The following is a 21,197-nucleotide window of genomic DNA, read 5'->3' as shown; positions in this document are numbered from 1 at the left end:
TATGACCGCCTGCTCCAACTTTTGACAATTCGTTCCTGACTTTGCGGAGAAAACAGTGATCACAGTTCTCGCCATCACCTTTGCAGCGGCAACTGTGGCGCCCTTGATCTTCCGCTCACTTGGACGAAATGCGTTCTACGTGCTGGCCGCCGTCCCCGCAGCCGCTTTCGTCTGGTTGGTCCTCCAGTACGGCCCCGTATATTCCGGTGGCGGCATAGAGGAAATCCTGCCGTGGATTCCGAGTCTGCAGCTTGAGCTCGCCTTCCGCATGGATCCCTTGGCGTGGGTCATGTCCCTGCTGATTCTGGGTGTCGGTTCGCTGGTGCTGGTTTACTGTGCCCGCTATTTCAAGAACAAGGATCCTGGACTGGGCGGTTTTGGTGCCCAGCTCCTGGCCTTTGCCGGCGCCATGTTTGGCCTTGTGACCTCCGATGACCTGCTGATGCTGTTCATCTTCTGGGAACTCACCACCATCCTGTCCTACCTGCTCATCGGCTACGCCCGCACCCGTTTGGCAGCCCGCCGGTCAGCCCTTCAAGCGCTGATGGTCACCACCGCTGGTGGCCTGGCGATGCTCGTAGGCCTGATCATCGTGGGCCAGGCCGCAGGCACTTACCGCATTTCCGCCATCCTGGACCAAGCCGGGACGCTCATGAGCGGACCCATGCAGGGCGCCGTGACCACCGCCGTCGTACTGATCCTGGTGGGTGCCATCACCAAATCCGCACTGGTCCCGTTCCACTTCTGGCTCCCCGGCGCGATGGCGGCTCCGACGCCGGTCAGCGCCTACCTGCATGCGGCGGCCATGGTGAAGGCCGGTATCTACATCGTCGCGAGGCTCGCTCCGGGTTTTGCTGCCTCGGAATTCTGGCTGCCGGTGGTGCTGGGACTTGGTTTGGCCACCATGCTTGTTGGCGGCTACCGCGCGCTGCGGCAGACCGACATCAAACTCATCCTTGCTTACGGCACCGTCAGCCAGCTCGGTTTCCTGACCATGGTGGTGGGGCTGGGCCGGCCCGACGCCGCGCTGGCCGGGTTGGGGCTGCTGCTGGCGCACGGCCTGTTCAAGGCTGCGTTGTTCCTGGTGGTGGGCATCATCGACCACCAATCCGGAACGCGCGACATCCGCAAGCTCTCCGGCGTCTTCCGCTCGTCCCGCGCCCTGGGTGTGGTTGCAGCGATTGCCGCCGCATCCATGGCCGGTATTCCTCCGCTGGCAGGTTTCGTCGCGAAAGAGTCGGTCTTCGAAGCGTTCGTTCACTACGGAACCGGCCACGACGCCCCTGCCTGGGGGATCTGGATCCTGGTGGGCCTTGTCATCGGCTCGATCCTCACCTTCGCCTACAGTGCCCGGTTCATGTGGGGAGCGTTCGCCGTCAAGCCCGGCGTGGAGCCCACCCCGTTCAAACCGATTAAGCCCGCCTTCCTCGCCGCCCCCGCCATCCTGAGCTTGCTCACCATCGTGTACGGGCTGTGGCCCGCGCCGGTGGACACCTGGATCCAGCCTTACGCCGCGCTGTTCGCCAGCGGACCGGACGCCGTCGACGCCGGGCACCTGGCTTTGTGGCACGGGTTGACGCCTGCTTTGGGCCTGACCGCGGTCACTTTCGTGCTGGGTGCGGCCATGTTCTACGGACGGAACCTCGTTGCCCGCGCCCAGGGCCTGGTGCCCGACTGGGTGGATGGCGATCGCGCGTACCAAAACACCATTGGTGCCTTGGACGATGTGGCCGTCTGGGTCACGGGCCGCACGCAACGTGGTTCGCTGTACTTCTACCTGGCGGTAATCCTGACTGTCGCCTTCGCGGTTCCCTTGACTGCCATGCTCATGGCCAACAAACCGCTGCCTGACGGCATCTACTTCATCGATCCCAACTCACCCCTGCAGCTGGTGGCAGGAGCCGGAATCGTAGTGGGGGCGCTGGCCGCAGTTCGGGCCAACAAGCGCTTCCTCGCCGTGCTCATGGTGTCGGTCACCGGTTACGGCATTGCCCTCATGTTTGCCCTTCAGGGTGCCCCCGATCTGGCTTTGACGCAGATGCTGGTGGAGACCATCGTGCTGGTGGCCTTCGTGCTCGCGATGCGGAGCCTTCCTGCGGAATTGCGTGACAGGACAGGCGGCCGGCTCAGGGTGATCCGCGTGATCATCGGCGCGGCTTTTGGCATCACCATGATCTTCGTTGCCATCTACGCGATGGGGGCCCGCGTTGCTACTCCGGTTTCCCTGGACTTCCCGCGCCTGGCCTACGAAGGCGGCGGCGGGCTGAACGTGGTCAACGTGACCCTCGTGGACATCCGCGCCTGGGATACCTTCGGCGAAATCTCGGTCTTGGCGATCGCCGCCACGGGTGTGGCGAGCTTGATCTTTGTCCGGAGCCGCGGTGACCGCATCAAGACCTCCGAGGCCGTACCGGAAGGCAGCGTGGGGCGCCGTACCGGCGTCGAACGTGATTCCCGGGCCGGCGCCACGCTCGCCGTCGCCAAGAAGTTCACGGATGTTACCCGCGACGCCTGGCTCGTGGCGGGCCGTACCCTGGCCCCCGAGCGGCGTTCGATCATTTTCGAAGTCGTCACTAGGCTCATCTTCCACTCGATGATTGTCTTCTCGATCTACCTCCTCCTCGCAGGACACAACCTGCCGGGCGGCGGGTTCGCCGGCGGCCTGACCGCCGGGCTCGCACTGACCATCCGCTACCTGGCCGGCGGACGGTTCGAGTTGAGCGAAGCTGCGACAGTCAGCGCCGGAACACTTTTGGGAACGGGACTTGCGACGGCGGCAGCGTCCGGTTTTGTCCCGTTGTTCCTGGGCGGACAGGTCTTCCAGAGCGCGATCATCGAGTTCTGGCTGCCCGTCTTCGGAGACGTCAAGTTCGTCACGTCCACCATTTTCGATATCGGCGTGTACATCGTGGTGGTGGGATTGGCGTTGGACGTCCTCCGCAGCCTTGGTGCCGAGATCGACGAACATTTTGAAGGCAAGGGCGCGCCCCTCACCGAGGAAGAGGCAGCCGAGCAGGCCGGGGTGTCGCAGGAAGCCGGACTGGCCCAGGAAGCTGCCCAATCCGTCGCGTCCGGGAAAGGTACGGCATGAGCATCAACCTGACCCTGCTGATCGTCATGGGCGTCCTGTACGCCTGCGGAATCTACCTGATCCTGGAACGCAGCCTCACCCGCGTGCTGCTCGGGCTGATGCTCTTGGCCAACGCCACCAACATCCTGATCCTGAGCACCGGAGGGTATGCCGGCCTGGCGCCCTTCTTCACCAAGGAAACCAATCCGGATTCCTACAGTGATCCGCTTCCGCAGGCACTGATCCTGACCTCGATTGTCATTTCGTTCGCGGTCACGGCATTCATGCTCGGCATCATCTACCGCACCTGGGTCCTGGCCCGCCAGGACGAAATCCAGGACGACCTCGAAGACGTCCGCGTGGCAAAGACCCCCAGCTTCGACGCCGAGGACGACGCAATCGTGCCCTTGGAAACCTCGGAGTTCGCGGTCACCCCGTCCAGCACCTCGGACAGGAACCACCCGGAAGCCACAGAAACCCCCAACACTTCATCAACGCAGGAAGGAGGCAGCGCGTGAACCTCGCAAACCTGTCGCCGCTGGCTGTCCTCCTCCCCATCCTGGGCGCCGCGCTGGCGTTCCTCCTGATCCGGCACCAGAGCGCCCAACGGTTGGTCAGCATCGGCATCCTCAGCACCACGTTGCTGCTGGAATGCCTCCTGCTCTTCTCCGTCTGGTCCGGGGGCACAACCTCCGTCACCCTGGGCGGTTGGCTGCCGCCATGGGGTGTGGTCCTGGTGGTGGACCAGTTCTCCTCGCTCATGCTGGTGGTGTCCACAGTGGTGAGCCTGGCGGTTCTGGTCTACGCCACCGGCCAGGGCATGGCCGACGGCGACCACGAAGCTCCCGTGTCGATCTTCCACCCCACGTACCTGATCCTGGTGGCGGGAGTCTCCAACGCCTTCCTCACCGGGGACCTTTTCAACCTCTACGTCGGCTTCGAGATCCTGCTGACAGCAAGCTACGTGCTCATGACCCTCGGCGGGACGGGTCCGCGTATCCGTGCCGGCGTCACGTATGTGGTGGTCTCCGTAGTGTCATCTGTCCTGTTCCTTATCGCCATCGCCATGATTTACGGGGCCACCGGCACCATCACCATGGCGGATCTGGCCATCAAGCTGGCAGAGCTGGACCAAGGCACGCAGAACCTGCTGCATGTGATGCTCCTGGTCGCCTTTGGGATCAAGGCCGCCGTGTTCCCCCTGTCCTTCTGGCTTCCTGACTCCTATCCCACGGCACCGGCCCCCGTCACTGCGGTGTTCGCCGGGTTGCTGACCAAAGTGGGCGTCTACGCCATGGTGCGGACGGAGACCCTTTTGTTCCCCGGGGATACCCTCAACGTTCCCCTGATGGTGGTGGCGCTACTAACCATGGTTGTCGGTATTCTGGGTGCCCTTGCCCAGAGCGACATCAAACGTCTGCTGTCCTTCACGCTGGTCAGCCACATCGGGTACATGGTGTTCGGGCTGGCCATGAGCTCCGTAGCGGGCCTGGGTGCGGCAGTGTTCTACGTTGCCCACCACATCACCGTGCAGACCAGCTTATTCCTGGTCACGGGACTCATAGAACGCCGGGGAGGCAGCTCCTCCATTGACCGCTTGGGCGGCCTGGCCAAGCTGTCGCCGTTGCTGGCGTTGCTGTTCTTCGTACCGGCCATGAACCTGGCGGGCATTCCTCCGTTCTCAGGCTTCCTTGGGAAGCTGGGTCTTCTGCAGGCCGGCGTGGAGCTCGGAACCCCACTGGCGATCGTGCTGGTAGTGGGCGGCGTGGTCACCAGCCTGCTGACGTTGCTGGCAATAGCCCGTGTGTGGAACAGGGCGTTCTGGCGCAAACCAGAGGATGCCGAGTACCCGGATCCCGTGTTGATGACCCCCGGCAACGTCGGAGTACTGCCGCGGACCATGGTAGGTTCCACTGCGGCGCTGGTGGTGTTCGGGGTGGCGCTGACAGTGTTCGCCGGTCCGCTCTTCCAGGTTGCGGACGGTTCCGCGGAGATCATGCTGGACCGCTCGGCCTACATCCACTCGGTACTGGGTGACTCTGTCGAGGTGCCCCCGCTGGCGCAGAATGGCGGTACGAAATGAGCCGCAAGCCGATCTCGTTCCGCACGGAACTGCCGCTGCTCATCTGGCTGGTCATCGTATGGGGTGCGCTGTGGCGTGACTTCAGCCCGGGCAACCTGCTTTTTGGCGCGCTGATTGCCGTGCTGGTGGCCAAGTTCTTCTACCTCCCGCCTGTGGAGCTCAGCGGCAGGTTCAATGTCCTGCGTGCTGTTCCGTTCGCCCTGATGTTCGTCGCGAAAGTGGTGGCAGCGAGCTTCCTGGTGCTGTACCTGGCGGTGGTCAAGGGACCCAAGGTGCGCAGCGCCGTCGTCGCTGTTCCGTTGCGAAGCCACTCGGACCTCATGGTGACGGCTACAGGGCATGTCATCTCGCTGATCCCCGGCTCGCTGGTGGTGGAGGTGGACCGCTCCACCTCCACGCTCTATTTGCACGCGCTGAACATCTACGAAGAAGCGGACATCGACAAGATCCGCCGGGAGACGCAGAACATTGAGGCAGGGCTGATCCGCATCATGGGAACGCGGGAAGAAGTCGAGGCCCTGAAGGCAGAAGCCCGGCCCGGCATGGAAGGGGCAACGCTGTGAAGGAATTTGTTCTGGTGGCCACGGCGGTGATCCTCAGCCTCGCCGCTGCAGGTGCGATCGTGCGCATCGCGATTGGCCCATCTTTGCTTGACCGCGTCCTTGCTTCCGATGTCCTGCTGGCCATCCTTGGTGCTGCCCTCGCCATCGACATGGCCGTGAACCAACACCTCAACAACCTGATGCTGCTGGTGGCCCTCGCGGTGATCGGTTTCATCGGCTCCGTGACGGTTGCCCGGTTCGTGGCCGAGCGAAGGGAGCAAAGCAATGAGTCCTGACGCCACCGGAGTGGACTTGGTCATCGACATGGTGACCGCAGTGTTCCTCATAGTGGGCGCGCTGATGTCCCTGGGTGCCGCGATCGGCTTGCTGAGGTTCCCGGACCTCATGAGCCGCATGCACGCAGCCACCAAGCCGCAGGTGTTGGGCTTGTTCCTGATGCTCGCAGCGATCGGCCTGCAGATGCGTACTTGGTGGGTGTGGCCCGTCCTGCTGGTGGCGTGGATTTTCCAACTTCTCACCGCGCCGGTGTCCGCCCACATGGTGGGGCGCTCCGCGTACCGGACCAAACACGGGCACCGCGAGAAGCTCACCAAGGACGAACTCGAAGCCGTGGTCCAAAGGGCCGCCGCCGGCCAGGAGCCCTCCGAACCTTAAAGCAACGCGGGGTCACTTATGGCCCATTACCCCCATGGGGATGGGCCATAAGTGACCCCGCGTTGCTTGTTGGGTGATGCTTAGACGATGTCCTGCGACTTCGCGAAGCGGGCAATCGCCCGCTGGGTGCCGCGGCTGGCAAGGACCTGGATCAGCGTGCTCACGAAAGCGGAAATCAGCGCGAAGGTCAGAGCCGAGCGGAGGCTCGTCTCCATGTCATCGTTGCCTGTGGGCGGCTTGTTGCCCGTGGCCTTTTCCCAGCCTTTGTTGACGAGTTTGGTACCGACAAAGCCTGCACCGAGGCTTACCCCGGCGCCCAGCAGCTTGAAAAAGAGGTTCATGCCACCAGCCTAGCTGCACGGCACGGCTACCCGCGGTTTTCCCGCTCCTTGAGAAACGCTGCCAAGGACCCGACCGGAGCCAGAACCGGGACGACCGGGTGCTCGGCGGACCACACTGCCTCTACGGAATCGAGGACAGCGATTTCCTTCAGCAGATAGTAGGTGGGTGGCATCAGCTTCAACTGCCCTGCGGCTTCCGCTTCCAGGACTCCGGACACCGGCATCCACAGCGACTGCCAAGCCTCCGTGGTTTGATGCCGGGGCTGCGCTTCCGGTGCCGGCTTGGCCACATAGAAGTAGGTGTCGAAGCGCTTGGGCATGTCTATGGGCGTGATCCAGTTGGCCCAGGGTCGCAGCTCTCCGGGCTCGATGCCCAGCCCGGCTTCTTCCTGGACTTCGCGGATTGCTGCCGTGAGCACCATTCCCGCGTTCCTCTCCGCCAACGCTGTGTCCGCGGAAATCGAACTCTGCGCCCAGGACAACGCATGGCTGCGCAGCAGTTCCCCGGGGTAGTCCCAGCCGGACTGATCCACAGCGTCCACCCGGCCGCCCGGAAAGACCACCATTCCTGCCGCGAAGTCCATGGTGCTGACTCTGTGCTGGACAAATGCCTCTAGCCCCGAGGGGGCGTCGCGGAGCAGAATCACGCTGGCAGCGAGGCGTGGCTCGGCCACGGGTGCGTGGGAGCCTGGAAGATCCGTCATCAGGCCATTCTTGCAGGTGCGTTGTGGGGCCTGGTGTGCGTGTTAGGCGTGGGGATGGGGCGCAGAGTGGGCCTCGCAACGCACCCTCGTTTGTTGTGGGGCCTGGTGTGCGTGTTTAGGCGCGGGGATAGGGCGCAGAGTGGGCCTCGCAACAGGATTGTGACCGCGGCCCAGAGCCGGCCGTACGCGGAGGTGTAAACTGAACCCGCCCATCAGGGCAGATTTGATAACGACAGGGGAGCGCCGCCGTCGGACCTTGCAGCGATGCAGGAGACGCGAGGGCGCTGAGAGTGCGGACAGCCGCAGACCCTCGAACCTGATCCGGTTAGTACCGGCGCAAGGGAGTCGAGCTTCTCAGAGTGTCCGGAGCCGGACGGTGCAAGCCAGGCGGATTCCGGGGAGCACTTTCCCCTCCTGTAACCTCAGGAGGCAGAAAAATGACCACGGTAAACGTGAAGAAGACCAGTTATAGCTGGCGTGTTGTAGACATCGTGGTGGCGGCCCTCATCGCCATCGCCGGCGGCGTGATTTTCTGGGCCTGGTCCCAGGGCGCGGCACTGGTATCCATCCCCATGAATGCGGCGTACCCGCCCCTGACCGGCCTGATCGCCGGTGGCTGGATGATCCCCGCAGTCCTGGGCATGCTCATTATCCGAAAGCCCGGCGCAGCTCTTTTCTGCGAGGCCGTCGCAGCCACGGGTGAGCTCATCATGGGTTCGCAGTACGGCACCACGGTGCTCATCTCCGGCGTCCTGCAGGGCCTTGGCGCCGAGCTGATCTTCGCCGCGTTCCGCTACAAGAAGTTCAACCTGCCCACCGCACTCCTCGCGGGCGCAGGCGCGGGCCTCTTCTGTGGCCTGAACGATTCGTTCCTGCCCTGGGGCTGGAATATCGCCTACGAGGCCATCGACAAACTGACGTACATCACCTTCACCACCATCTCCGGTGCAGTGATCGCCGGCGGCCTGTCTTGGATCGCCACCCGCGGTCTGGCCACGACGGGTGTCCTGAGTTCCTTCGCGTCGCGGAAGGCCGCTTCGGAGCCAGTCTTCAACTGATGTCTGCCACACACAGCGGCACGGTCCGGCCTGCCGCCATCTCCGCCGAGGGGTGGGGATGGCGGCATGCCGGCCGGGCCCAGCCTGCCATCCAGGGCCTTGACCTCCGCATTGAACCGGGGGAACGCGTCCTGTTGCTGGGCCCTTCGGGGGCCGGCAAGTCCACGCTCCTGCATGCCCTCGCCGGGGTGCTGGGTGACGAGGAAGACGACTCTGACGAGACCGGTTCGCTGCTGATCGACGGCGTCACTGCCCGCGAGCAGCGTGGCCGCGCCGGGCTGATGCAGCAGGATCCCGAAACACAGGTGGTTCTCTCCCGAGTGGGCGACGACGTCGCCTTCGGCGCCGAGAACCTTGCCGTGCCGCGCGAGGAGATCTGGTCCCGGGTGCATGAAGCGCTCGACGACGTCGGCTTGCGTACCGCATCAGGCGGCGGTTTGGCATTGGACCACCCGACGGCGGCACTTTCCGGGGGACAGAAGCAGCGCCTCGCGCTGGCCGGCATTTTGGCGATGCGGCCAGGCTTGATCCTGTTGGACGAACCCACGGCCAACCTCGATCCTGCAGGGGTCCTCGAGGTCCGCGACGCCGTGGCCCGCTGCCTGGACAAGACCGGCGCCACGCTGGTGGTGGTGGAGCACAGGGTGTCCGTGTGGAAGGACCTGGTGGACAGGATCGTGGTCCTGCAACCCGGTACCGCAGGCCCGCAATCAGGCACCCCGGGAGTCCTCCTGGATGGTCCGCCGGAGCAGGTCCTCACCCAGGCGCGCTCCATGCTGATGACGGCGGGCGTGTGGGTTCCCGGCTACGTTCCCGCCACAAGGGCGCGTGCCCGGACGTCCGGGACAAACGAACTCCTCCTCGCAGCACAGGACCTGGCCGTGTCCCGGGAAAAGCCCAGGCGAAAGCGCTTCCGAACCATCCCTCCGGTTCCGGTGCAGAGGGACATCACCGCCCAGGTCCGTGCTGGCCAGGCGTTGACCATTACCGGGCCCAATGGTGCCGGGAAGTCCACTTTTGCGCTGACGTTGGCCGGCCTTCTGGCGCCGGTGGACGGCATGGTGAGCGCCGGCGTCGACCTTTCGGAGGGGGCGGGCATCGACCCGTACAAATGGAAGGGCGATCAGCTCATCTCCAGGATCGGCACGGTCTTCCAGGAACCGGAGCACCAGTTCGTCACGGGCAAGGTCCTGGATGAGCTCATGTTCGGCCCCAGGCACCTGGGCCACGGCGGGGAACGCGTGGACGAATTGGTGGAGCGGCTGAGGCTCTCCCATCTGGTGGATGCCAATCCCTATACACTGTCCGGCGGTGAGAAACGCAGGCTTTCAGTGGCTACGGTGTTGGCGGCGCACCCGAAGGTACTTGTCCTCGATGAGCCCACCTTCGGACAGGACGCCAATACCTGGGCCGAGCTGGCCTCGTTCCTCTCGGAGTTGCTGGACGCCGGTACCGCCGTGGTTTCCGTGACCCACGACCAGGAATTCAGTGCCGTACTGGGCGGGACGGAACTGCGGCTCGGGCCGGTGTCCCAAGGTGAGACGGCGCCTCAGGAAGCGGGTGCGGCATGAGGGACGCATTGAGCCTGCGCGGCAACCACGCACTCCTGACCCGGGCAAACCCGTTGGCGAAGTTCGTGGCCGTCTTCCTTATCTCCCTGGTGCTGGCCCTGTCCATCGACTGGGTTTCCGCGTCCACGGCTCTCATCGCGGAATTGGCGCTCTTCCCCTTGGCCGGCCTCACACTCCGCCTTCTCTGGCAGCGCGCCTGGCCGCTGATCATAGCGGCGGCGATAGGGGGCTGGAGCACCGCGATTGTGGCCGCTGACAGCGGCGCGGTACTGCTCGACGTCGGACTCTGGTCCATCAGCGAAGGTTCCCTTGAGCTGGGGCTCGGCTTCATGCTGCGCGGTTTGGCGATCGCCCTCCCCGCGATCCTGCTGATGTCCTGCACCGACCCGACGGACCTGGCGGACGCACTGGCCCAGAAGGCAAAGCTGCCGCACCGATTTGTCCTCGGTTCCCTTGCCGCCATGCGGCTGGTGGGCCTCATGGCGGAGGAGTGGCAGACCATCGGCATGGCCCGGCGCGCCCGCGGTGTCGGCTCACAGGGAAGCCCGATCCAGCGCCTCAAAGCGACGCTCGGACAGAGCTTCGGGCTGCTGGTCCAGGCCGTCCGGCGGGCTTCGCGGTTGGCCGTGACCATGGAAGCCCGCGGTTTCGGCGGGGGACAACGGACGTGGGCGCGTGAGTCCACGTACTCGCTGATGGACGTCTGGGTGGTACTTGGCGGCGTGGCCATAGCCGGAGGCGCCGTCCTCACGGCTTTGGGCGCCGGAACGTGGAGCTTCGTGTGGCGTTAGCGGGCCGGTAGCTCCTGGATTTCGTCGAAATCTGCGCGGGTGAGGAAGCCGAGCTGGGCCTCCTTCTCCTCGAGCTGGATGATCGGGCCGAGTTCGAAGCACGTCGCTTCAAGCCGGCGCAGGGCTTTGGCGTTGCGTGAGTCTGGCTCCACGATGATCCGGTCCTTGCCCGGGAGCGAGAACATGTACCTGATAAGGGAGGTGCCGAGCCTGGGGGTGAAGTGCGGAATGGGGCGCGTTGCCGGTGCCAGCAGCAGATGCATCCCGATGTCCGCCTCGCGGGCGGGGTAGGCCTCGCCCACGGGATCGTGCAGTGGTTCGTATGTCTGGAACAGGGCCAGGGGCTCGCCGTCGAGGAGGGCCAGGAAAGCGTGGTGCGTGTCCAGTGAGTCAAGGAATCCGTAGATTTCCAGCACTTCCTCTTGGGACTTCTCCGTCATGCCCCAGAACCTGGCGCGGGGTTGCTTGACCCATTCGAAGATGAGCCCGATGTCTTCGCTGGGGACCAGCGGGACAAGGCGCAATTCACCCCAGCCTTCGAGGTTCTCGGAGTAGACGGTGGTGCGGACAGAGAAGTCCTGGGTGGCGGTGCTCATGTGTTCCTTCGGTAGGCGGGTGTCTGGTGTCAGTTCGGGTCTTTGGCCAGGGCGGACCAGTCCGTGGTTACAGGGACCATCCGGCCTTCGCTCCAGAGCGGGAGCTGGTCCGCGAAGTGGCTGTGGCCGGGCGATCCGGCGGCGCCGAAAGGCACAATCCACCGGCTGTTCTCCCGGCAGTCCAGGTCCCAGACGTAACGGGCCACAGGTCCGCGGAAGCTTCGGTCGTCCACTCCAGGGAGGCTTTCGGTGCTCAGCACGCAGCCGGTGTCTCCACTGAGGGCGGCTGTGGGCGCCGCAGCGGCAAGGGTTTCGGGGAGCACATGGATTGCCAGCAGCGTGTGCCGGTCACCCCAAGACCCGCCGTCCAGCAATGCTTCTTCCAATGCCGTGGCTTCCAACGCCGCCGCTGCCTCCACGGAGACGGCGATGCCAAGTTCGGAGCCGCGGGCCAGCAGGGTCTCCAGTGCGAAGCCGATGCGCGATGCCACGGACAACCACGGGCCAAACAAGGGGGAATAGCCGCTCGGGGTGTTCAGGGGAGCAAGAGCGGCGTGACGTCCGAGGCGCTGGACCAATGCACCGCGCCAGGCAGCGAAAACGGCCGCGGGATGGCTGCCGGCGTCCATCCGGCCATCCCACGCCAACAACTGTGATCGTAGTTTCCTGGCCTCGTCGGACAGCCCGGTTGTCTCCAGTGCAGCCAGGATCTTCCGGAAGAACGGCCACGGACCGAGCAACGTGTCGGTATGGATTCCCTGCATGGTGTCGCCGGACAGCGTCCCTGCCGGCGCGGACTCCAGCAATTGTTGGATGCGCAGCGCCCGGTATGAGGGGGCGAACTCCATGGCCACGGCGTCCCCACCACCGGCTGCCCGGTCGTTCGCGCTGACGGCAAACTGCCGGACCTCGGTGCGGGGCAGCGCAACGTAGGGTCCTTCCCAGGCATGGCGTGGTGACAAGGCCGGTGTGGGCAGCCGACGGTTCGCCGGGTTGCGCTGCGGAACCAGTCCGGCGATGAAATGCCTCACGGCCCCGGATGAATCCGCCGCCACCACACTGTTGACGGGCTCCACCCAGGCATCGAATGCAGCTTCAACGTCAGCGACGCTCCGGCTCCTCAACAGCGGCAGGAGGGCCTCAAAACCCAGCCGCCCCTCAACCCGCGCGGGAAAACGCAGGCTCAGCGCACCGCCGTCGGGCATTTCCGAAATGACGGGGCCGCGGGCAGTCTCGATCACCTCAACGGTCACCGCGTCGCCACCGCGGACGCTGATGGTCTCGGTACTGACGACGGCGGGTTCCCAACCTTCCGCTCCGTGCGCCTCGATGCGTTCGCCATTGCTGTCGGTGATCCGGCGGAGTTCTTCCAGAAAGAGGTCCTGGTAGTCGGCCATCGCATTCGTGACGGCCCAGGCGGCATGGCCTGTGTGGGCGAAGTGCGGCAGCCCTGGCACTCCGGGGAACGCGAAGCCTGCGACGTCGAATTCGGGGCAGGCCAGCCGCACCTGCTGGTACACGCCGGGCAGTTCCATAAGGCGGTGCGGGTCTCCGGCGATCAAGGGCAGGCCGCTCGCAGTCGTGGAACCGTGGGCGGCCCAGGCGTTGCTGCCGGACCAGACTGGAGCTTCGATGCTGAACAGGTCCACTGCATCTTCCCCGAGAGTCCGCGCGACGTGGGCGCGGAACAACTTGTTGGGAAAGGTGGAGAAGAGGATGTGGTGCACCAGGAAGACTCCCAGCGGTGTCCACGGAAGCCAAGGCTCAGGGGCGCAGCGGGCTTCGTCGAACTCGGGACCGCCACGAAGGCCGTCGGCGAGGGCCTGGTTGATGCCGGCAACGTACTGTCCGCACCAGCGTTGCGTTTCGTGGGGGAGTTTGTCGAAGCAGCGGCGCGCGGTGTCATTGAGCCGGGCCTGCCGGGCGAACCGGTCCCAGACCACGGCGTCGGGCCCCAGCACTTCGGCGACTCGGCCTTCTGAACGCCAGCGCTCCAGTTCGATCTGCCAGGACCGGTCCGTCGCGGCGTTCCGGCCTTGGAGGAAGGCGAGTTCGTCCGCGGAGTCAGCCCACAGGTGCGGGATTCCCCAGGTGTCGCGGTAGGTTCCGGTGCCGCCTGCCGGGGCGGATTGTTGCGTCAGGGCAGGCGTCATGATGTCAGGCCGCTTTCGAGCTTAGGTTAGGCTTACTTAAGTTCAAGATAAATGGCTTTGGCCCCGGGCACAAATCGTGGGCCATTCGTGAAGGAGTGCTGCTTGAAGCGCAATTGGGAAGGTGTCGTCCTGAAAGTCATGGGCGCCAAGGATTTCACCCTGCAGGTCACCGCCCGGGAAGAAATCACCCCCGACTTCCTTCGCGTGCACGTGCGCGACGGCGGGCTCCTCAAGGCCAGCGGCCTGCACCCGACTGTGTGGATCCGCCTCTGGTTCAACGACTCCGGCAAGGCCCACCAGCGTGCCTACACCCTGGTCAACGCGGATCCGGAGGCTGGCACGTTCAGCATGGACTTCGCCATGCACCGCGGGGTGGCAGCTGATTGGGCCCGCACCGTTCAGGCCGGCGACACCATCGACGCCACAGTCCAAGGCAGCTCCTTCGCGTTCCCGCAGCCCGCGCCGCGCCGCATCTGGGTGGTCGGCGATCCTGCCTCACTTCCGGCCATCAACTCGCTCCTGGACGCGCGGGGACCGCACGGCTCACCGGTCACCGCCTGGCTCGAATACCAGCACGACGCCGACACCACGCTCGCCGTCCGGACGTCCGGCGGCGACGTCGTCACCTGGATTCCGCGCAAACGCGACGGCGCCTCACTGGTTGAGGAAGTCTGCACGGGGCTGGCACCACAGGCCGTGTCAGCGACGGATGACTTCTTCTGGGTCGCATGCGAGGCATCCAGCACCCGTGCCATCGTGAAGCACCTGAAGAAGGAACTCGGGGTGGATAAGCATCGGATTGACGCTTTGGGGTACTGGCGGGCATAGGGAACTGAACCCACCGCCGCAGTGAGCGGCCCCGATGAGGCGAGTGCCGCCGTCGGGCTATATATCGCACAATACGGGTAGGGTGTGACGCTTACCGCCTAAACGGTGTTTTGCTAGCTACTTCTAACTCACTTGTGATATTTCTTGGTTATGACGCAACCGACCGCAGAACACGTAGGCCTCCTGCTCCGCAACGCCCGCGGCGAAAAGGGCTGGACGCAGGGGCAGCTGGCTACTGAGCTGGGAACCAGCCAGAGCGCTATCGCCCGGATGGAACAGGGCAAGCAGAACCTGAGCCTCCGAATGATCGAACGCCTCGAAGCGATCTTCGGCCGGTCCATCGTCAAGGTGGGCAAACCCCAAATGACCCACCTGCGGGTGGAAGGCGGCCGTACGCTCTCCGGAGAGGTGGACGTCAACAGCAGCAAGAACGCCGGTGTGGCCCTGCTGTGCGCGAGCCTGATCAACCGCGGCACCACCACGCTGCGCCGCCTGGCACGTATCGAAGAGGTCAACAGGATCGTCGAAGTGCTGACGTCCATCGGCGTGGAATGCACCTGGCTTAACGGAAGCGATCTGCGCATCCGCAGGCCCGAGGTCCTTGACCTCGAATCAATGGATGTGGACGCCGCCCGCCGGACCCGCAGCGTGATCATGCTGCTGGGACCGCTCCTTGACGAGACCAGTGAATACCTTCTTCCCTACGCCGGCGGATGCGATCTCGGAACCCGCACCGTTGAGCCCCACATGCAGGCGCTGCGCCAGTTCGGCCTCGAGGTTGAGGCGAAGTCCGGTTTCTACTCCGTCACGGCCCCCGCCGCCGACGGACACCACCGTTCGTTCGTACTGACCGAACGCGGCGACACCGTCACGGAGAACGCCATCATGGCAGCCGCGCACCGCGAAGGCACCACGGTCATCCGCAACGCCAGCCCCAACTACATGGTCCAGGACCTCTGCTTCTATCTGCAGGGCCTTGGCGTGGATATCCAGGGTGTGGGCACCACCACGTTGAAGATCACCGGGCGGCCGGCCATCGACGTGGACATTGAATACTTCCCGTCCGAAGATCCCATCGAAGCCATGAGCCTGATCACTGCCGGAATCGTGACCAACTCGGAAGTCACCATCCGCCGGGTTCCCATCGAGTTCATGGAGATCGAGCTGGCCACACTGGAGCAGATGGGCCAGAAGCTCGAGATCTCCGGCGAATACATGGCCCGCAACGGCCGCACGCGCCTGGTGGACGTGACAACCAAGCCCTCGGAGCTGCATGCGCCGCAGGACAAGATCCACCCCATGCCGTTCCCGGGCCTGAACATCGACAACCTGCCCTTCTTCGCCGTGATTGCCGGCAACGCCGAAGGACAGACCATGATCCATGACTGGGTCTACGAAAACCGGGCCATCTACTTGACAGAACTCAACAAGCTCGGCGCCCAGGTTCAGCTCCTGGACCCGCACCGGATCTATGTCAACGGACCAACCAAGTGGCGGGCAGCAGAAGTCGGCTGCCCTCCGGCCCTGCGCCCCGCTGCCTGCCTTCTCCTGGCGATGCTTGCGGCCAGGGGTACCTCCGAGCTGCGCAACATCTACGTGATTGAGCGAGGTTACGAGGACCTGGCCGAGCGGCTGAACACCATCGGCGCGAAGGTGGAGTACTTCCAGGACTGATGCTGACGTATTTTTGCTGGATCATCGGCGCTCGCAGAAACGGGAAAGCCTGGAATTACGGGCCTTCCGGATGCTGCTTCGGGCGATGATCCAGCAAATACTCTGTCACCGCCTACCCCGCGGCCTTCCGAGCCCAAGGCACGCCCGGATCTGGCCCAAGACCAGCTCCGGCGAGTTCCAGATTTGCTCGGGGGCGAAGCTCAGGACGCGGTAACCCATTGCCTGCGCCGCGTTCAACCTGCCCATGTCCTTTCTCCAGGCTTCCCGTGAACTGTGGAACTGATAGCCATTGACCTCCACAATCAGCCAGCCGTCAATCAGGGTGTCCACCCGGCCCACTTCTGGGATTTGGACCTGCCGTTCAAAGGAGAGTCCCGCCGCCTCAAAAAGCAGGCGGGCACTGATCTCCGGGACGGATTCAGACAAACCGTCGGCCTTGCGCAGTCGTTTCCTCGCATTCCCGAAGTAGTTGGCCCGCAGTTCGCCCTCCAGGACGTCACGGGGAACTCCCCGGTTTTTCATAGCGGACTGGGCCACGGCAATGGCGTCGACGTCCGGCAGGCACGTGAGAGCGTGAATGACAGCGTCTTCCAGCGAGGCAACTGGAACGTAGGACTCCGAGCCCAGCCTGAGACCTCCGTGCCGGATAAACACCCGGCCTCTGTTGTGCTTGGTTGCCAGATGCAGTCTTCCCGGTTTGTCTTTAAGCCAGAGGCCATAGCGGGCAGCTGCGCTTGCGCATGTCAGAAGTCCGTTGTTTACGAGGGCAGAGACAAACTCCGTATCTGCGGAGGGCAGAGCCCATATGCCATGCCGCGGTTGATAGGCCCCCTCGAGCTTCCTTAGATCCGCCGGGGTGTGCCCGTGGGCCTTAAGCAGCCCTACCTTGGCTACTCCACCTACTGACGACAAGAATTCGAATGCGTTCATGCCTTCAGTCAGCCACGGACTGGTCCCTCCCCAGTCCGGAAACTTCGCCTATGTGGACAAATCTGCTGGATCATCGGCCCCGGCCAGCTTGCTTGGCCGGCTAATCCGCGGGTCCTCTCCGTTTCCAAGGGCGATGATCCAGCAGAATCTCGTTGCCGCAGGCCAAACTGCCAGTCCCACCCTGTGTTCTGGAGGCCACCCGTGACGCAGAATGGAGCATGCGGACTTTCGGGGTCGAGGAAGAACTGCTCATCGTTGATCCGGTGACGGGCATGCCCTTGGCTCTCGCGGACGCGCTTCTGGCCGGCTACGAGGAACCTGCCACGGAGACCGGACTGAGCCAGGAGCTCAAGCTGGAGCAAATCGAAACCCAAACGCGGCCGTGTCACAGCTATGCCGAACTCCTGCAGCAGATTCGCCGGGGCCGCGCCATGGCCGATGAAGCTGCCCGGCGGCACGGTGCAAGGGTTGCAGCGATTGCCACTTCACCATTGGCCTCGAACACGCACACCACCCCGGATCCCCGGTACGCCGCGATGCTGGACCACTTCGGCATCATCGCCACCGAGCAGTTGACGTGCGGGTTCCACGTGCACACTTCAGTGGAGTCCCCGGAGGAAGGCGTGGTGGTGCTGGACCACATCCGGGACAAACTCGCGGTACTCACCGCGCTCTCGGCCAATTCGCCCTACTGGCGCGGGCTTCCGACCGGGTTCGACAGCTACCGCACGCAGGCATGGAACCGGTGGCCCACGTCCGGGCCGTCATCGCTTTTTGGCTCGCTCACGGCTTATCGACGCGTGGTGCAGCGCTTGCTTGATACCGGTGTAGTCCTGGATGAGGGGATGATCTACTTCGATGCCCGGATCGCCAGGAACCAGCCCACCGTAGAGGTCCGGGTCGCCGACGTCTGCCTCCGCGCGGAGGACGCGGCGCTGATCGCGGTGCTGGTGCGGGCTTTGGTGGAGACGGCCTCCTTGGAAATGCTCGACGGCGTTGATCCCACCCCGGTGCCGACCGCCCTGCTGCGGATGGCGGGTTGGCGGGCCAGTAATTCCGGGTTGCGGGGAGACCTCCTGGACTTCGGCGATTTCCGGCCCCAGCCTGCCGCTGATGTCGTGTGGGCGTTGGTTGACTATCTCAGCCCGGTACTGGATGACCAAGGTGAATTGGCGCTGGTCAAGGCGGGCATTGCCGAAATTCTGGGACGCGGCAACGGAGCGCTCGAACAACGGGACGCAGCGGCACGGTACAGCGCCAGGCATCGTGACGGCGGGAATCCGCCCGGCTCCGAAGCCCTTGCCGCCGTGGTCTCGCACGCTGCGAAGGTGACTGTTCGTGGCACCGCGACGGTCGCGTTCAAGGACCCGGTCCCGCTGCTGACCAGAGTGCGGCGGCCTTAGCCCTCGATGTCTCCGATGTTCTCGCTATCCCCGATGTCCCCGGGTTCCGGCCACGCCATCAGGTACGCTCCGACGGCTCCTTCGGTGAGGTAGAAAACCAGGGGCGGGATGTCCTTGGTGGTCGCCAGGACGGTCCCGGAAACCACGGCCATCCCTGCTGCCGTCATCCCCGCCCATCGTTTGGCGGGGGACTTCAGCAGGCTGCCGCCCATGGCAGCCAAGCCCAGCACATGCAGCCATGAGTAGGCGAGGAACGGTGCATTGGATCCCCGAAAATAAGCGAAACGCTCAAGGTCCGAGGCCCGCCGCGACAAGCTGTAGACGAAGAATGGTGCGCCCGCGAGCAGCGCTGTTGCTGCCGCGGACGCCCACGCTTTGGAGGTCCCTGCCGGTTGTGCTTTCGAGAACGCCATGAAGCCCACCGGGACTGCGACGGTTCCTGCAGCGGCCGCGTGGTGGCCGAACACCCATCCGCGCTCGCTGGCAAGCAGCAAACGCAGGCGCTCCGCGGGGTCGTGCATGAGGTACACGCGGGATCCCGGTGAAATCCCGGCCAACCACACCACCGATCCCGCAACGATGACAGCCCCCGCCCGGCGGTATGGATGCCTCATGCCAGCAAGGTTAGACCTGTTTGAGGGCCTTCTCCAGATCCAGGATGAGATCGTCCACGTCCTCCAGCCCCACCGACAAGCGCACCACGCCATCGGACAGCCCGATCGCCGCCCGGCCCTCCGGACCCATGGCCCGGTGGGTGGTGGTGGCAGGGTGGGTGATCAGCGACTTGGAGTCACCAAGGTTGTTGGAGATGTCGATGACACGCAATCCATCAAGCAGCGCGAACGCGGCTTCTTTCGCGGAGCGGCCAGTGGACGGCGAGAGCTCGAACGTGAGCACTGTGCCGCCGGCTTTCATCTGCTTCGCGGCGAGCTCGTACTGCGGGTGCGACTTCAGCAAGGGGTACTTGACCCAGCTGATGGCGGGTTGCTGCTCCAACCATTCCGCGATCTTCAGGGCCGATGCCGAGCTGTGGTTGACTCGGAGCCCGATGGTTTCCAGGCCCTTGGTCAACACCCAGGCGTTGAAAGCCGAAAGCGATGGCCCCGTGTGGCGCATGAGCTGCTTCACCGGTCCATCGATGAACTCCTTGGTGCCCAGGATCGCGCCACCGAGGACGCGTCCCTGGCCGTCGATGTGCTTGGTGCCTGAGTACACAATCACGTCGGCGCCCAGCTCGCCACAGCGCTGCAGCAGGGGAGTGGCAAAGACGTTGTCGACGACGACAGTCGCCCCAGCGGCATGCGCCAGTTCGCTGACAGCCTGGATGTCCACGATTTCCTGCATCGGGTTGGACGGCGATTCGAAGAAGACGGCGGTGGTCGGCTCGGAGAGAGCCTCACGCCACTGGTCAAGGTCCGGTCCGTCCACAAACACGGTCTCCACGCCCCAGCGCGGAAGGATCTCGTTGAGGATCACGAAGCAGGAGCCGAAGAGGGAACGGGCAGCAACCACGCGGTCACCGGCAGCCAGCAGGGCACCCAGTGCGGTGAACACGGCGGACATGCCGGACGCCGTCGCGAAGCAAGCCTCGGTACCTTCGAGGAGGCGCAGCCGCTCCTGGAAGGTGGCCACGGACGGGTTGCCGTAGCGGGAGTAGACGAAGCGTTCGTCCTCGCCGGTGAAGGCGCGTTCTGCCGCGGCGGCGGATTCGTAAACGAAGCCGGAGTTCAGGAAGACGGGTTCGGCCGTTTCCTGGAAGTTGGTACGGTCAAGTCCACCGCGAACGGCCTGGGTGTCGGGGCTCCAGCCGGCGGCGTCAGGATTGAAAGTCACTTACTCGGTCCCCAGATTCGTTGGCAGGCCACGGTTCTTCCAACCATTGACGGTGCGTTCGCCGTAACGGTCGGGTTCGCCCTCAAAGCCTTCAAGGACGTTGTAGGCGGTGAAGCCTGCCTGCGTGGCGGCGATGGCGGCGGCGATGGAGCGCTGGCCGGAGCGGCAGATGAAGACGAGCTCCACGCCGTCGTCCTCGGGCGCTTGTTGTTGCAGGTCCTCGATGAAGCGGGAGTTCGGGATGCCGCCGGCGAGGTTCCACTGGATGAACAGGGGATCGTTCTCGGTGGCTTTCGTGTCGGGGATTCCGATGTGGGCCCATTCGCCCTCGGTGCGGACGTCCACCAGGATGGCGCCCTGTTCAAGCTTGGCCCACGCGTCCTGCGGGGTCAGGTCACCTGCGTAGCTCATGCGTGGCCCTCGAATGCTTCTTCGTCGTCGGTATCCAGTTCATCAACGGCGTTGGCGACTGCGGCATCGGCGCTGGCAATAGCGGCGGGCAGGACGACGGCCTGCGCGACGATCACGTCGGTTCCGTTGAACGTGGCGGCGGGGCTGCCGTGCAGTACGTACCCATCCGCCAGGGCGTTGGTGATCCGCTCACAAAAGTCGCGGGTATCCGGGCCTGTTATCAGGCGGTAAGAGAGTTTTTCTTCAGTGGGTTCAGGCATTGCTGGTGCTCCTCAGTCACGCTTGCAGTTCGAGTTGTCGATACGCCGAGTAGTCACCTGAGGCACCCCGCCGGAGAGAGGGTTGCCGACCAGCAAGTCAGGGCTTTGCGCTGGTTCTCATTACTCAAGAAAAACGTAGCATTCACGACGACGGCCCGCACGGCGGCCGTCGTCATGTTGCGTAACCGGGCGGTACTGGAGTACGGGTCCAATTAAGACGTCCCGGGAGCATAATTGACGCAGTACGACCCCCTGTAACTTCGTATGAAATCAG

At 64.3% G+C, this 21,197-nt stretch carries 21 protein-coding genes and 2 riboswitches; of the genes, 12 read left to right on the top strand and 9 right to left on the bottom strand.

Features of this window, described 5'->3' with window-relative positions; genetic code table 11:
- Positions 1–55 precede the first annotated feature (55 nt).
- Genes JMY29_RS17740 through mnhG form a run of 6 tightly spaced genes read left to right on the top strand, consistent with a single transcriptional unit; the run spans position 56 to position 6,370 of the window.
- Positions 56–3,091 carry a Na+/H+ antiporter subunit A gene (locus tag JMY29_RS17740; RefSeq protein WP_189076303.1) on the top strand — a complete coding sequence of 1,012 codons (3,036 nt, stop codon included), beginning with the start codon at positions 56–58 and terminating at the stop codon, positions 3,089–3,091.
- Positions 3,088–3,588: a Na(+)/H(+) antiporter subunit C gene (locus JMY29_RS17735; protein ID WP_018778180.1), complete on the top strand. Its 501-nt coding sequence runs from the start codon at positions 3,088–3,090 to the stop codon at positions 3,586–3,588. Before JMY29_RS17740 ends, JMY29_RS17735 begins: the two co-directional genes overlap by 4 nt.
- Positions 3,585–5,153: a Na+/H+ antiporter subunit D gene (locus JMY29_RS17730; RefSeq protein ID WP_039243098.1), complete on the top strand. Its 1,569-nt coding sequence runs from the start codon at positions 3,585–3,587 to the stop codon at positions 5,151–5,153. Before JMY29_RS17735 ends, JMY29_RS17730 begins: the two co-directional genes overlap by 4 nt.
- Complete coding sequence (locus tag JMY29_RS17725) at positions 5,150–5,716, top strand: Na+/H+ antiporter subunit E (RefSeq protein WP_018778182.1); 567 nt, start codon at positions 5,150–5,152, stop codon at positions 5,714–5,716. Before JMY29_RS17730 ends, JMY29_RS17725 begins: the two co-directional genes overlap by 4 nt.
- Positions 5,713–5,991 carry a monovalent cation/H+ antiporter complex subunit F gene (locus tag JMY29_RS17720; RefSeq protein ID WP_018778183.1) on the top strand — a complete coding sequence of 93 codons (279 nt, stop codon included), beginning with the start codon at positions 5,713–5,715 and terminating at the stop codon, positions 5,989–5,991. Before JMY29_RS17725 ends, JMY29_RS17720 begins: the two co-directional genes overlap by 4 nt.
- The gene (gene mnhG / locus JMY29_RS17715; protein ID WP_018778184.1) at positions 5,981–6,370 is read left to right on the top strand and encodes a monovalent cation/H(+) antiporter subunit G; all 390 of its coding nucleotides are present in this window, start codon (positions 5,981–5,983) and stop codon (positions 6,368–6,370) included. The genes JMY29_RS17720 and mnhG overlap by 11 nt, the downstream gene beginning before the upstream one ends.
- 80 nt (positions 6,371–6,450) lie before the next feature.
- Here the strand turns inward: mnhG and JMY29_RS17710 are convergent, their stop codons facing one another.
- Together JMY29_RS17710 and JMY29_RS17705 are read right to left on the bottom strand one after the other, a co-directional pair.
- Positions 6,451–6,711, bottom strand: a complete 261-nt coding sequence (locus tag JMY29_RS17710) for a DUF4235 domain-containing protein (RefSeq protein ID WP_018778185.1) — start codon at positions 6,709–6,711, stop codon at positions 6,451–6,453.
- A gap of 26 nt (positions 6,712–6,737) precedes the next feature.
- Positions 6,738–7,415, bottom strand: a complete 678-nt coding sequence (locus JMY29_RS17705) for an NUDIX hydrolase (protein WP_189076302.1) — start codon at positions 7,413–7,415, stop codon at positions 6,738–6,740.
- A gap of 224 nt (positions 7,416–7,639) precedes the next feature.
- Positions 7,640–7,776: riboswitch (TPP riboswitch) on the top strand.
- 76 nt (positions 7,777–7,852) lie between these two features.
- Between JMY29_RS17705 and JMY29_RS17700 the strand changes: the two genes are divergently transcribed.
- Genes JMY29_RS17700 through JMY29_RS17690 form a run of 3 tightly spaced genes read left to right on the top strand, consistent with a single transcriptional unit; the run spans position 7,853 to position 10,835 of the window.
- The gene (locus JMY29_RS17700) at positions 7,853–8,473 is read left to right on the top strand and encodes an ECF transporter S component (RefSeq protein WP_039243096.1); all 621 of its coding nucleotides are present in this window, start codon (positions 7,853–7,855) and stop codon (positions 8,471–8,473) included.
- Positions 8,473–10,044, top strand: a complete 1,572-nt coding sequence (locus tag JMY29_RS17695; protein WP_189076301.1) for an ABC transporter ATP-binding protein — start codon at positions 8,473–8,475, stop codon at positions 10,042–10,044. Before JMY29_RS17700 ends, JMY29_RS17695 begins: the two co-directional genes overlap by 1 nt.
- Positions 10,041–10,835, top strand: a complete 795-nt coding sequence (locus JMY29_RS17690; protein WP_189076300.1) for an energy-coupling factor transporter transmembrane component T family protein — start codon at positions 10,041–10,043, stop codon at positions 10,833–10,835. Before JMY29_RS17695 ends, JMY29_RS17690 begins: the two co-directional genes overlap by 4 nt.
- On the opposite strand, the gene JMY29_RS17685 is transcribed toward JMY29_RS17690, so the two are convergent.
- Positions 10,832–11,431: a GNAT family N-acetyltransferase gene (locus JMY29_RS17685; RefSeq protein ID WP_018778190.1), complete on the bottom strand. Its 600-nt coding sequence runs from the start codon at positions 11,429–11,431 to the stop codon at positions 10,832–10,834. The genes JMY29_RS17690 and JMY29_RS17685 overlap by 4 nt on opposite strands.
- A gap of 29 nt (positions 11,432–11,460) precedes the next feature.
- Entirely contained in the window at positions 11,461–13,584 is a 2,124-nt protein-coding gene (locus JMY29_RS17680; protein ID WP_189076299.1) for a penicillin acylase family protein, read from the bottom strand.
- A 102-nt stretch (positions 13,585–13,686) separates the two neighbouring features.
- Here JMY29_RS17680 and JMY29_RS17675 point away from each other — a divergent pair, with 102 nt between their 5' ends.
- Positions 13,687–14,412 (top strand): siderophore-interacting protein, encoded by a 726-nt coding sequence (locus JMY29_RS17675; protein WP_189076298.1) that lies wholly within the window; start codon positions 13,687–13,689, stop codon positions 14,410–14,412.
- A gap of 150 nt (positions 14,413–14,562) precedes the next feature.
- Positions 14,563–16,086: a UDP-N-acetylglucosamine 1-carboxyvinyltransferase gene (locus JMY29_RS17670; protein ID WP_018778193.1), complete on the top strand. Its 1,524-nt coding sequence runs from the start codon at positions 14,563–14,565 to the stop codon at positions 16,084–16,086.
- 105 nt (positions 16,087–16,191) lie between these two features.
- On the opposite strand, the gene JMY29_RS17665 is transcribed toward JMY29_RS17670, so the two are convergent.
- Entirely contained in the window at positions 16,192–17,016 is an 825-nt protein-coding gene (locus JMY29_RS17665) for an endonuclease domain-containing protein (protein WP_189076297.1), read from the bottom strand.
- Positions 17,017–17,234: 218 nt separating this feature from the next.
- Between JMY29_RS17665 and JMY29_RS17660 the strand changes: the two genes are divergently transcribed.
- Positions 17,235–18,419: a glutamate--cysteine ligase 2 gene (locus JMY29_RS17660; protein WP_189076296.1), complete on the top strand. Its 1,185-nt coding sequence runs from the start codon at positions 17,235–17,237 to the stop codon at positions 18,417–18,419.
- Here JMY29_RS17660 and JMY29_RS17655 read toward each other — a convergent pair.
- From JMY29_RS17655 to JMY29_RS17640, 4 genes are read right to left on the bottom strand one after another with little or no spacing between them, the layout of a single operon-like run.
- Complete coding sequence (locus JMY29_RS17655) at positions 18,416–19,033, bottom strand: hypothetical protein (RefSeq protein WP_189076295.1); 618 nt, start codon at positions 19,031–19,033, stop codon at positions 18,416–18,418. The genes JMY29_RS17660 and JMY29_RS17655 overlap by 4 nt on opposite strands.
- Positions 19,034–19,043: 10 nt before the next feature.
- Positions 19,044–20,252, bottom strand: a complete 1,209-nt coding sequence (locus JMY29_RS17650; RefSeq protein WP_018778197.1) for an O-succinylhomoserine sulfhydrylase — start codon at positions 20,250–20,252, stop codon at positions 19,044–19,046.
- Positions 20,253–20,663: a rhodanese-like domain-containing protein gene (locus JMY29_RS17645; protein WP_039243084.1), complete on the bottom strand. Its 411-nt coding sequence runs from the start codon at positions 20,661–20,663 to the stop codon at positions 20,253–20,255.
- Positions 20,660–20,923, bottom strand: a complete 264-nt coding sequence (locus tag JMY29_RS17640; RefSeq protein WP_018778199.1) for a DUF1737 domain-containing protein — start codon at positions 20,921–20,923, stop codon at positions 20,660–20,662. Before JMY29_RS17640 ends, JMY29_RS17645 begins: the two co-directional genes overlap by 4 nt.
- Positions 20,924–20,936: 13 nt before the next feature.
- Positions 20,937–21,048, bottom strand: a riboswitch (SAM riboswitch).
- Between the last annotated feature and the right edge of the window lie 149 nt (positions 21,049–21,197).

This window comes from Paenarthrobacter nicotinovorans (genome assembly GCF_021919345.1).
Classification (GTDB): Bacteria; Actinomycetota; Actinomycetes; order Actinomycetales; family Micrococcaceae; genus Arthrobacter; species Arthrobacter nicotinovorans.
Note: the sequence above shows the minus strand (reverse complement) of the source record. Positions and strands in the feature narration are given on the sequence as shown.